This window comes from Janthinobacterium sp. HH106, from assembly GCF_001758725.1.
In the GTDB taxonomy this organism is placed as follows: domain Bacteria; phylum Pseudomonadota; class Gammaproteobacteria; order Burkholderiales; family Burkholderiaceae_D; genus Janthinobacterium.
In genome coordinates this window covers 55,535-67,020 of the sequence record NZ_LRIC01000003.1, presented here as the reverse complement: position 1 = coordinate 67,020, position 11,486 = coordinate 55,535, and the positions used below count along the sequence as shown (strand labels likewise).

Annotated in this window: 12 protein-coding genes; 6 read left to right on the top strand and 6 right to left on the bottom strand. The window is 62.6% G+C overall.

Annotation, left to right across the window (positions count from 1 at the left end; translation table 11 throughout):
• On the top strand, positions 1 to 464 hold a 464-nt coding region (locus tag JAB8_RS03905), incomplete at its 5' end, for a LytTR family DNA-binding domain-containing protein (RefSeq protein WP_139142933.1).
• A gap of 17 nt (positions 465 to 481) precedes the next feature.
• Here the strand turns inward: JAB8_RS03905 and JAB8_RS03900 are convergent.
• Positions 482 to 808: a hypothetical protein gene (locus JAB8_RS03900; RefSeq protein WP_070221866.1), complete on the bottom strand. Its 327-nt coding sequence runs from the start codon at positions 806 to 808 to the stop codon at positions 482 to 484.
• Between the two features lie 164 nt (positions 809 to 972).
• Here JAB8_RS03900 and JAB8_RS03895 point away from each other — a divergent pair, with 164 nt between their 5' ends.
• The gene (locus JAB8_RS03895) at positions 973 to 1,620 is read left to right on the top strand and encodes a hypothetical protein (RefSeq protein WP_070288598.1); all 648 of its coding nucleotides are present in this window, start codon (positions 973 to 975) and stop codon (positions 1,618 to 1,620) included.
• 6 nt (positions 1,621 to 1,626) lie between these two features.
• Here the strand turns inward: JAB8_RS03895 and JAB8_RS03890 are convergent, their stop codons facing one another.
• A complete protein-coding gene (locus tag JAB8_RS03890) occupies positions 1,627 to 2,907 on the bottom strand; it encodes an MFS transporter (protein WP_254679441.1) in 1,281 nt (426 codons plus the stop codon).
• 103 nt (positions 2,908 to 3,010) lie between these two features.
• Between JAB8_RS03890 and JAB8_RS03885 the strand changes: the two genes are divergently transcribed.
• Positions 3,011 to 3,913, top strand: a complete 903-nt coding sequence (locus JAB8_RS03885) for a LysR family transcriptional regulator (protein ID WP_070288597.1) — start codon at positions 3,011 to 3,013, stop codon at positions 3,911 to 3,913.
• Positions 3,914 to 4,028: 115 nt separating this feature from the next.
• On the opposite strand, the gene JAB8_RS03880 is transcribed toward JAB8_RS03885, so the two are convergent.
• From JAB8_RS03880 to JAB8_RS03865, 4 genes are all read right to left on the bottom strand, one after another.
• On the bottom strand, positions 4,029 to 4,901 hold the full coding sequence (locus tag JAB8_RS03880) for a hypothetical protein (RefSeq protein ID WP_070288596.1): 873 nt from the start codon (positions 4,899 to 4,901) through the stop codon (positions 4,029 to 4,031).
• A 19-nt stretch (positions 4,902 to 4,920) separates the two neighbouring features.
• On the bottom strand, positions 4,921 to 5,706 hold the full coding sequence (locus JAB8_RS03875; RefSeq protein WP_070288595.1) for a hypothetical protein: 786 nt from the start codon (positions 5,704 to 5,706) through the stop codon (positions 4,921 to 4,923).
• Positions 5,696 to 6,208 (bottom strand): hypothetical protein, encoded by a 513-nt coding sequence (locus JAB8_RS03870; protein WP_070221376.1) that lies wholly within the window; start codon positions 6,206 to 6,208, stop codon positions 5,696 to 5,698. Before JAB8_RS03870 ends, JAB8_RS03875 begins: the two co-directional genes overlap by 11 nt.
• 101 nt (positions 6,209 to 6,309) lie before the next feature.
• The gene (locus tag JAB8_RS03865; RefSeq protein WP_070288594.1) at positions 6,310 to 6,603 is read right to left on the bottom strand and encodes a DnaJ domain-containing protein; all 294 of its coding nucleotides are present in this window, start codon (positions 6,601 to 6,603) and stop codon (positions 6,310 to 6,312) included.
• A 162-nt stretch (positions 6,604 to 6,765) separates the two neighbouring features.
• Here JAB8_RS03865 and JAB8_RS03860 point away from each other — a divergent pair, with 162 nt between their 5' ends.
• The 3 genes from JAB8_RS03860 (at position 6,766) to JAB8_RS03850 (ending at position 11,484) form a co-directional block, all read left to right on the top strand.
• The gene (locus JAB8_RS03860) at positions 6,766 to 8,532 is read left to right on the top strand and encodes a glutamine--tRNA ligase/YqeY domain fusion protein (RefSeq protein WP_070288593.1); all 1,767 of its coding nucleotides are present in this window, start codon (positions 6,766 to 6,768) and stop codon (positions 8,530 to 8,532) included.
• Positions 8,533 to 8,735: 203 nt separating this feature from the next.
• Positions 8,736 to 10,583, top strand: coding sequence for a CHASE domain-containing protein (locus JAB8_RS03855; protein ID WP_240453548.1), 1,848 nt, complete (start codon positions 8,736 to 8,738; stop codon positions 10,581 to 10,583).
• A 61-nt stretch (positions 10,584 to 10,644) separates the two neighbouring features.
• Complete coding sequence (locus JAB8_RS03850) at positions 10,645 to 11,484, top strand: hypothetical protein (RefSeq protein ID WP_343216097.1); 840 nt, start codon at positions 10,645 to 10,647, stop codon at positions 11,482 to 11,484.
• Positions 11,485 to 11,486: the final 2 nt, after the last annotated feature.

The window sequence follows — 11,486 nt, the reverse complement described above, 5'->3', positions numbered from 1 at the left end:
TCGGGAGAGCAACGCCAGCGGCGGCAGCGGCGGCAGCCACTGCGGCGGCGCCGGTGGCGGCAACCGTCACAGCGGCCCCCAGCGACGACAACCTGGCCCGACTGCTGGCCCAGTTGCAGGCCATGGTGCCGCCCGCGCCGCGCCTGCACATGATACGGGCGGCCGTAGGCAACAGCGTGCGCATGATCGCGCTGGCCGACGTCGTGTATTTCGAGGCGCTGGACAAATACATCAACGTCGTGTGCCAGGACAGCGAAGCGCTGATACGCACGAGCCTGAAGGAACTTTTGCCCCAGCTGGACCCGCAACAATTCTGGCAAATCCACCGGGGCACCATCGTCAATGCCAGCGCCATCGCCACGGCCGTGCGCGACGAGGCGGGCAAGCTGTCGCTGACCCTGCGCCAGCATCCGGCGCAACTGCGCGTCAGCCCTTTATATGCCCATCTGTTCCGGCAGATGTAGCGCGCAAGAGCCAGGTTCTAGTGGAGCTGATGCTTCAGGTCCGATAGTTCATCGTGGACCTTGAGCACGGCGCTCTTCATTTCCGGCGTCACGCTGGTCGCCGTGCCGCACGCCCGTTTAGCGCGGTCGCCCAGCGATTCCATCTGGTCGACGGCTTGGCGGATGCGCGCATCGTCCTGCGTGTCGATGGCTTGCCGCACGGCGCTCTTTTGCTGGTCCAGCTGATTGATGCAATCCTTCAAGTCCATCGGCATGCCCTGCTGCTTGCCGCACAACTGGGCCGCCTGGCCGATCGCGTGTTCGATGGCGCCAAAGCGCCGTGCCACTTCCTTTACCTGCATCATGATCTGTCCTCCCATGGTATCGAGAGTTGGATCGTCAGGCCGGCCCAAGGTTCCCCGCCACGCGCCATGGCATTGAAATTTCCATGGGGCATTTTTTTGTAAGCGCTTGTGACATTCTAGATAATTATCAAATCCTTCAGATACATTGGCGTACCTGAACCACCATGCCCTCCATGACCTCGCTGCCACCCCTGCCCCGCCGCGCTCCCGGCCTGCTGCTGATCGTCCTGCTGCACGCGGGGCTGGCCTATGTGATCCTGCAGTCGCGCCCCCGCCTTGCCGTTGACGAGCACTTGCCGCAGGGCCCGGCCATCGCCTGGCTGCGCTACACGCCCCCTGCGCCGCCCAAGCCGATAGCCTTGCGCAGCACAAAACCGGCCGCTGAACGTGTGCCGCGCCGAACCATACCGGCGCCCGTCAGCCGCCCCCTGCCCGCGCCCGCCGCCGAGCCGGCGCCAGCACCGGCAATGCAGGAAGCGATCACGGCGCCGCCAGCGCCCAGCGCCGCCGACATCCTGGCGCAAGCCAAGCGCGACGTGGGCAAGATCGACAAGGATTTGCGCAAGGAATTCCCCCAGCGGGGAGAACAAAAACTGGACGACACCGCCTTCAAGCGCATGCAGCAAGGCTTTGCCGAAGCCTACGCAGCCGTGCCGCCGAAATGGTACGAGGCATCGAAAATCGAGGAAGTGGGCGCGAATGAGGCCAGGGGCAGCCGCACGTATAAAATCACCAGCGCGCTGGGCACCTTGTGCGTGACCACGCGCGCGGGCAAGCAGGGGGAAACGATGATCGGCAACTGCCCCAAATAGCCGGGCTCAGCCCACCGCTTCGCGCGCGCCCAGCGGCTGCAGATGGCGCAGGCGCAAGGCGATCAGCACGCCGCCGCCCAGGCATACGCCCAGCATGATGATGACGCCCGTCCAGCCGTCGAAGCCCCACATCATGCCCGAGGCGGAACCGATCAGGCTTGACCCCAAATAATAGAACAGCAGATAGAAGGCCGAGGCCAGCGCCTGCGGCGCGCGGGCGCGGCGGCTAACCCAGCTGCTGGCGATCGAGTGCGAGGCAAAGAAACCGAAGGTAGCCAGCGCCATGCCGATGACGATCAGCGGCAGCGAGTCGAACAGGGTCAATACAATGCCACTGAGCATCACCGACAGCATGATCCACAGCACGCCCCGGCGCCCCAGCCGGTCCACCAGGCGGCCGGCCCACACGGAACTGAAGATGCCGATCAGGTACAGAAAGGCCAGCAAACCGACCGTGCTCTGGCGCAAACCAAATGGCGCGGCCAGCAGGCGGTAGCCGATGTAGTTATACAGGCTGACGAAACAGCCCATCAGCACGAAAGCCAGGCAGAACAGCCATGGCAAGCCCTGGTCGGAAAAATGTTGCTTGATCGCGTGCGGCAGCGCATTCCAGCCTTTGGTGCTGGGCACGAAATTTTTCGACGCGGGCAGGCTGCGCCAGAATTCCGCCGCCGCCAGCACGCCGGCCACGCCCAGCACGCCCAGGGCCCAGCGCCACGACAGGAAATCGCTGAGCATTGAAGCGATCAAGCGTCCCGACATGCCGCCAAACGCGCTGCCTGCAATATACAAGCCCATCGACAGTCCCAGCGACGGCCCCTCGATTTCCTCGCCGAGATAAGCCATGGCCACGGCCGGCATGCCGCCCAAGGCAATGCCCAGCGCGGCGCGGATGGCCAGCAGTTGCGCATAATCCTGGGCGAAGGCGGACAAGATCGTCAATATCGCGGCGGAAAACATCGACGCCACCATCAGCGGCTTGCGCCCGACCCGGTCCGAGACGGCACTGAGCAGCACCAAGGAGATGGCCAGCAAGCCGCTCGACACGGACAGCGACCAGCTGCTTTGCGCGGGCGTCAGATGAAACTGGTGCGACAGCAGCGGGAACAGGGGCTGGATACAGTACAGCAAACTGAAGGTGGAAAAGCCGCCAAAGAACAGGGCGCGGTTGCTGCGCTTGAATTCGATGGAGCCCTTGGCGATGGCCGTGCGGGGCGCGGGTGCGGCGGGAGAAACCGGGATGGCAGACGAGGTGGCGGGGGCAAAGGCAAGCGATGAATCAGACATGGCCGTGTTTCGGAAAGGAAGCGAGTCTTCATCTTAGGATTGCCAACTCATATCGTCCAATATATATTCAAGGCCCAACTCATACTTTTAAAATATTACTTATATGGAACTGCGCCACCTCCGTTACTTTGTCGCCGTTGCCGAAGAGCTGCATTTCACGCGCGCGGCCCAGCGCCTGCACATCGGCCAACCGCCGCTGAGCCAGCAAATCCAGGCGCTGGAAGCGGAACTCGGTGCGCAGTTGTTCGAGCGCAACAAGCGCTCCGTGCGGCTGACGCAGGCAGGCGCGCTGTTTCTCGACGATGCGCGGCGCATCCTGGCCCTGTCGGAACAGGCGGCCGTCACGGCGCGCCGGGCACAGCGGGGCGAAGCGGGCGAATTGCGCATCGGTTTTACCTTTTCCACGCCGTTCACACCCTACTTCGCGACCGTCATCAACCGCTACCGCCAGCAATTCCCGCACGTCACCTTGACCTTGCATGAAATGGCGACATTGCATCAACTGGAAGCGATCTCGGGCAGGACGATGGACCTGGGTTTCGTGCGCCCGCCGGAAACGACGTACCCGGACGACATCCGCCTGACCGAATTGCGCCAGGACCCGCTGTTCCTCGTGCTGCCCGTCGCCCACGCGCTGGCGGCCAAGGACAGCATCGCGATTGCCGACATGGCGGGCGAAGGCTTTGTCATGTATCCCAAGGATGCGGGAACCGGGATTTATCCGCAGATTTTTCGACTGTGCAAGGCCGCCGGCTTCGTGCCCCAGGTCACGCAGGAAGCGGGCGAAGCATCGACCATCATCGGCCTGGTGGCGGCCGGCTGCGGCATTTCCGTGCTGCCCGCCTCGTTCGACCGCATCCGCATGGATGGCGTGTGCTACCGCCCCATCGCCGACCCGCAGGCGACCACCAGTTTATTACTTGCACAACGGGAAGAAGAGACGTCGCCGCTGGTGGCGGCATTCGTCAAGCTGGCCGAGGAAGCGGCGCTGGAAGGGGGAGCGTAGGCTGCAATGTCGGCTTACGCTGCGGCTGTGCCGCAGCTAAGCCGACCTACGGAACGCGCGCCGTCGTAGGTCGGATTAGCGGCGGCACGCCGCGTAATCCGACAACAGCGTTGGATTACGAATAATCCGCATCCAGCTCCGAACCCGCGTAATTCTCCAGGTCCTCGAACAGGCTCTTCATGCTGGCCCGCGTGAGGATTTTCTGCACGACGGTGCAGCTGCGGCGGTAGGACGCGATGCGGTCGAGCAACACCGGGTGGTGCTGCACGGGCACCTTGGCCACCAGGGCGGCCCAGCCTTCCTCGAAGTCGGGCTTGTTCTTGCGCACGGAACGCACGAAGCGTTCAAACTCCTTTTGACCCGTGCGCGCCACGATGCGCCCGCCGCCTTCGATGGCGAAGATGATGGCCAGGGCGATGACGCCCTCGGCATTCAAATCGCTGTCGCTGACGGGGCCGTTGTCGTGGTGGCGGCGCAGCCACCCGGCCAGGCGCACGACGGCTTGCACTTCCTTGCGCTGTTGCAACTGCAACGCATACTTTTCATAGCCGGCCCAGTTCTGGTTCGGGTCGGCCTGGCAAATATCGATGAACAGCTCGCGCAGGCGCCGCTGCAGGTAGACGGGGTCCTGGTCGTATTCGCCGACGAGGGCGTCTTCCGGCAGCTGCGACAGGTCCTTGATCAGGCGAAAGCCGACCTGGAACGCGTGCTCGGCGCCGTGCTCGACGAGGAAGTCGAGGGCGGCCTGGTCGCCCTCATGCGTGACGGCCTGCTCCAGGCCCAGCGACACGCCGCCCACCGTCAGGTACAGCGCCTTCTGGATGCCATCGGCCGTGCGTTCATTCGTGAACTTCTCGGCCACCATGGCCGTGATGCCCGTCAATTCGTCGGCCAGGTTCAGCGCCGCGTCTTCGCGTGGGTCGCCCGGCAACAGCTTGATGGCGCGCACCAGGCGCGGGAGATTCTCTACAACAATTGCTGGCAGCATTAGTGATTCCCTGCTTTCATTACGAGAAAATGCCCGTGCCCAGGCTGCGGCGCGTGCTGGAACGCGGCGCGCTGCGCGTGCTCGGCACTTGCTTGCGCAGACGGTACAGCAATTCCTTGGTACTGCGCTGCAACATGGTCGGTTCTTCGTCCGGATCGTCCGAGTATTCCGCGTCGGCCAGGTCGGCGCTGTGGCGGAAGTCGGGGAACAGTTCGAACAGCGAGCGGTCCCAGCCGTCTTCATTCGCTTGCGCCAGTTCGATGGCCAGCGGCACGATGTCGTTGTCGGACGACGTCACGCCCGTCACGTACGGTCCCTTGATGACGATTTCGCCCGCCACTTCGAGGATTTCCTTCGGCGCCATCGAGAACAAAATGGCGAACGCCGTGGCGCCCCAGTCGGTGGCGGATGCTTCGAGCAGCAGCTCGCGGCGGCGCTCGGCGTCGTCGGTGGAAAACACCACGCCGTGGATGTGCGCGAACAGCGCTTCGGCGATGCGCTCCGGATCATCCTCGATCTGGTCGTCGCTCCAGGTGGCGGCGATGAAGGCCAGGCTGTCGGCCCACGCTTTCGGCGGCACCAGCAAGGTGGCCAGCGACATCTTGCCGCCGTCGAAGCCGGCCAGGTGCAGGGCCGTCACCTGCGGCGGGATGGAATTGAGCACTTCCACCACGGCCAGGTCGCCGTACTGGTCGGCCGCGTCCGCAAACGCCTGCTCGGCGTGGCCCAGCGAACCGGACAGCACCAATTCCGTGACCTGCTTCGTCAGCGCGGGCAGGTTACTTTTTTGTTCATTATCGGCCATGGTCATCTCCATCCTGGTCAAACATCTGGGCGAAATCGTCGGTGGCTTCGTCTTCATCGTGCTCGTCGTCGCCGTCGTCATTGGCAGCCAGCTGGTCGAGCGACTGGTCGTCGTCGTCCCACAGGCGCGGATTCTTGTGCAGGAAGGCCGTGATGATGGCCTGACGCGCCAGGTCGGGGAAGCTTTCTTCGATGGCGGCGTACATCTTCGCCGCTTCCGGCGCGGCGCATGTCGCCATGGAAAACACGCGGGCCGGGTCGCCGAACTCGTAGTCTTCGCTTTCCGCCAGCAAGCCCTTCGGGTCGCTGAAGGTGATGTGATCGACCAGCGCGAAGGCCAGCATGTTCACGTCTTCGATGCCGCCGCCGCTCGCGTACTCGCTCACCAGCGCGTCGACCATGCTTTTGTAGTTCTTGCGGTTCGGCGGGTCGCCGAGGATGCCGTCGATCTGGCCTTCCAGCTCGCGCGACTGGTACGCGAATTCAGGGTGTACTCTTCTCATGCTGTGCTTTCCAATGTGATGCGCGGCGCTGTTACATTAAAAGCGCCGTTGTTGTTGTTTTAAATATCATTCTGGCCGCCCGGTGGCGGCTGCCGGCAGACTCAGTCTGCTGGAAGGTTGGTGCCATGCAGGCGGAACACGCCGCACCACAAGGCATAGGCTTCCGCTTCCGGATCGATGATGATGCGGTGGTTCACGCTCTGGTCGTATTCGGCGCGCTTGGCCGGGTCGGCCAGGATTTCATACGCCTTGGTGACGCTCTTGAAGCGCGCCTCGGCGCCGGGGGCCTGGTTGCGGTCGGGGTGGAAGCGCATGGCCAGCGAACGGTAAACCTTCTTGATTTCATCGTCGCTGGCATTGGGCGCGACACCGAGGACGTTATACAAATTTTCCATAAATGGCTCCGGGGTCACGTTTTGTTTGCTAATTAAAGGCGAATTATCCTATAGAACGGCGCCCGCGTCGCTTGCATGCTGGGATATGGGGCCAAATACGTGCTTATAAAGCGCTTGCGGTACGGTAAAATGCTTTTTACTGTCACTCTTCCGCATTGATCAATGAGCAACGATAAACCGAATACCGCCGCGCCAGCGCTGGCGCCCAATTTCTTGCGTAACATCATCGAAGCCGACCTGGCTGCCGGCGCGCACGTGCGTCCCGGCCTGCCCCAGGTGATCACGCGTTTCCCGCCGGAGCCTAACGGCTACCTGCACGTGGGCCACGCCAAGTCGATCTGCGTCAACTTCGGCCTGGCGCGCGATTACGCCGGCCAGTGCAACCTGCGCTTCGACGACACCAATCCGGCCAAGGAAGAGCAGGAATACGTCGACACCATCATGGACAGCGTGAAATGGCTGGGCTTTGACTGGGAGCCGAAGACTGCCGATGGCCAGAGCCACCTGCACTACGCGAGCGATTATTTCGACCAGCTGTACGCGATGGCCGAGTACCTGATCACGGCCGGCTTTGCCTACGTGGACAGCCAGAGCGCCGAAGACATGGCCGCCAACCGCGGCAATTTCGGCCAGGCCGGCAAGAATTCGCCGTTCCGCGACCGTCCGCGCCACGAATCGCTGGCCCTGTTCCGCGCCATGAAGGCGGGCCAGTTCAAGGATGGCGAGCACATCCTGCGCGCGAAGATGAGCGAAGATGCCATGAGTTCGCCGAACATGAACTTGCGCGACCCGGCCATCTACCGCATCCGCCACGCGCATCACCACCGCACGGGCGACGCCTGGTGCATCTATCCGATGTACGACTACACGCACCCGATCTCGGACGCGCTGGAAAACATCACGCATTCGATCTGCACGCTGGAATTCCAGGACCACCGTCCGTTCTACGACTGGCTGCTGGAAACCCTGTCGGCCGGCGGCTTCTTCCAGCAACCGGTGCCGCGCCAGTTCGAGTTCTCGCGCCTGAACCTGACGTACATCGTCACCAGCAAGCGCAAGCTGCGCCAGCTGGTGGAAGAACACATCGTCGACGGCTGGGACGACCCCCGCATGCCGACCCTGGTGGGCATGCGCCGCCGCGGCTACACGCCGGAAGCGATCCAATTGATGTGCGAACGCACGGGGGTGACGAAATCCGACGGCTGGATCGACTATAGCGTGCTCGAAGGCTGTTTGCGCGAAGACCTGGACCCGAAGGCGCCGCGCACGGTGGCCGTGCTGCGTCCGCTGAAGTTGATTATTGACAACTTCCCCGAAAACGAGAGCGTCGAGTGCACGGCGCCCGTGCATCCGCACTTCCCGGAACGGGGCTTGCGCACCTTCCCCATCTCGCGCGAGCTGTGGATCGAGGAAGACGACTTCATGGAAGTGCCGAACAAGGGCTATTTCCGCCTGTATCCGCCCATCGACGACAAGCCGGGCAGCAAGGTTCGCCTGCGCTACGGCTATGTGATCGAGTGCACGGGCTTTGACAAGGATGCCGAAGGCAAGGTCATCGCCGTGCATTGCAACTATTTCCCGGACAGCAAGTCTGGCACGGAAGGCAGCGCCAACTACAAGGTCAAGGGCAATATGCACTGGGTCAGCGCGCCGACGGCGATTCCCGCCGAAGTACGCCTGTACGACCGCCTGTTTACGGACCCGCAGCCGGACGCGGGCGGCAAGGACTTCAAGCTGGCCCTGAACCCGCTGGCCAAGGAAGTGGTGCAGGCGTGGCTGGAACCGGGCGCGGAACTGGCCCAGCCGGAACAGCGCTTCCAGTTCGAGCGCCACGGCTACTTCGCGGCCGACCGGGTCGATAGCCAGCCTGGCAAGCCCGTCTTCAACCGCATCGTCACCCTGAAAGACAGCTGGCAGCCCGCAAAATAAGGCGCCGGACGACCCACAAAAAAACCGCTGCGGCGGTTTTTTTTCGTTTCAAGAACATATGTCACCCCAGAATATTGCCTGTTGACTACATTCACGATAATTTTGTATATTAGGCAGCTATTGAGCAATTTGCAATTTCAATAGCGCTTGTATAACACAGTCGCCCAGGCGGCCCCCGATTCCTCTTCCTGATGCGGATGGCGATGTCTTCTACTGCCAGCGAACACCCCTTATCTGCTGAAAAAAGACCGCTCTGGCTGCTCGGCTTCGTGATGTCGATGGTGGTGGGCTTGCTGTTCTACATGGCTGCCTCGCTGTCGATCGAAAACGACGCCAGCGAGCTGTTCGACAATCTGGCCCGCAATACGCGGAAAAACATCGAATCGCGCGTCAAGTCGTATGCCAACCTGCTGCGCGGCACGGCCAGCCTGTTCCACGCCAACGAACACGTGAGCCGGGAGCAATTCCACCGCTATGTGGCAAACATTGCCCTGCAACAGAACTACCCGGGCGTGATGAATCTCAATTACAGCCAGGAACTCGACGACGCGCAGCGCAGCGCCTTCGAAGCGGCCATGCAGCGCGACTATCCGCCCGGGCGCGACGGCTATCCGGCGTTTGCCATCCATCCACCCGCCCCGCGCGCCCGTTATTCCGTGCTGGTGTACATCGAGCCGATTGCCAGCGCCCCGGAAAAGTATGGCAATGACATCGCCGCGCGCCCCCTGATCGCGGAAATGCTGGCGCAGTCGCGCGATTCCGGGCAGGTCAGCAATTCCGGCGTGCCCGTGCCGATGGAAGGCCGGCCCCAATTGACAGGCATGGCCATGCGCCTGCCCGTGTACCGCTACGGCATGCCGGTCGATACGGTGGAGCAGCGGCGCGCCGCTTACCAGGGTTCCGTCGGCATCGGCTACGACCTGGTGACAATGATGCGCAGCGCGCTGGCCGACATGCCGGTGCGTAACGTGCGCCTGACCCTGTTCGATATCGGCCCCCAGGCGCGCGAAGCACTGAACTTGCCGCACGACATGCGTCCCATCTTCGACAGCACGACGGCGGGCATGCATGCGCCGTGGTGGCTGCCCGGCAGTTCGGGCCGCTACCTGAGCAGCACGATGCTGATTGAACACAATGGCCGCGTCTGGCAAGCGCTGTTCAGCGTGCGCAAGAGCGACCTGTATACGCGCTTCGACGCCTTCTTGCCATGGCTGGCCCTGCTGATCGGCTTTGCCAGCGCCATGCTGCTGTACATGCTGTTCCACACGCTGGCGTCGTCGCGCCGGCGCGCCATCCAGATGGCGACGGGCATGACGGAGGAATTGCGCGCCAGCCAGATCCGCCTGCAGCTGTCGCACCAGAAACTGCGCCGGCTGGCGGCCCACGCCGACCAGATCAAGGAAGAAGAGCGCAAGCGCATCGCGCGCGAAATCCACGACGACCTGGGACAAAACCTGCTGGTGCTGCGCATCGATGCGGACATGCTGGCCTCGCGCACGCAGCGCCGCCACCCGCGCCTGAACGCGCGCGCCCGCTCGACCCTGGAGCAGATCGACGCCACCATCAAGAGCGTGCGACAGATCATCAACGACTTGCGCCCTACCGTGCTGGACCTGGGCGTGAATGCGGCCGTCGAATGGCAGGTGGCGCAATTTCGCCAGCGCACGGGCATCGCCTGCGAAGTGCATGAAAGCCATGGCGACATTTGCCTCAGCGACCAGTGCGCGACGGCCCTGTTCCGTATCCTGCAAGAGTCGCTCAGCAATATTTCCCAGCATGCGAATGCCAGCCGCGTGCAGGTCAAGCTGGAAAAGTGCCGCGATACGGTATCGATGAGCATCAGCGACAACGGCGTGGGCGCGGCCATCGACGGGCGCAACAAGCTGGGCTCGTTTGGCCTGGTGGGCATCGAGGAACGCATCAAGTTGCTAGGCGGCACTTTCTACATCGAAAGCAGCCCCGGCGCCGGCATGAGCGTACACGTGAGCGTGCCGCTGGGCGCGGACGCCACCGCGTTTCCCTACCAGGAAGAAAGCCGGGCCAGCAGTTGATCGGCGCCCGCCCGCATGAAGCAAGCTCAGCTTGCATATTTCGTAATTAGATGCAATATTGATGTTGAACAACTCAGCGCCCGCCCGCCATGGGCAGGCATTCCTCGACTACTTGCCAGGAGTACACACCCGCCGCCTTCCCTTGTTTCACCGTATTTCCCACAACGCTCTTTACAAAAGGACATTCATGGATACGAACGACAGTTTCAAAGCAATTGCCGATTTGAATTTGGACGCGATCAAGGTCAAGCTGATGCACCGGGAGTCAGGCGAAGGATGGAGCCTGGAAAAGGCAAATGCCGTGGAATTCGAATACCGCCGCTTCCTGATCCTGATGAAACAGTTTCCGGAGGAAGAAACGGCGCCACTGATGGATGTCGATACTTTCTGGCACTACCACATCCTCGACACCCTGAAATATGCGGCGGACTGCGAGCAGGTGTTCGGTTACTTCCTCCATCACTTTCCGTACATCGGCTTGCGCGGCGAAGACGACGAAGCGGCGCACCATCGCGTGGGCGAGCGCATGAAGCAGTTGTATGAGCAGACGTTCGGGGAAGATTACATCCGCGCAGAAACGGCGTATTCGGGGCGCGCCGTACAGGCGGCGTATTCGGGACGTGCGGTACAGGCAGCGTATTCGGGACGCGCGGTACAAACAGCATTTTCCAGTGCCGCGGTACAGGCCACCGCTTACTCGGGCCGGGCCGTGCAGACGGCGTTTTCCAGTGCGGCCGTGCAGGCGACGGCGTATTCGGGCCGCGCGACGGGCGCTGCCAGCACCGCGTTTTCCAGCGCGCCGGCCTCTCTGACCGCAGCGGTGGTCAAATCGTCTTCGACTGGCCTGGAAATGGGGCGCTTCTATGTCGATCGTCCGGTACTGAACCGCGACCCGCAATAGAA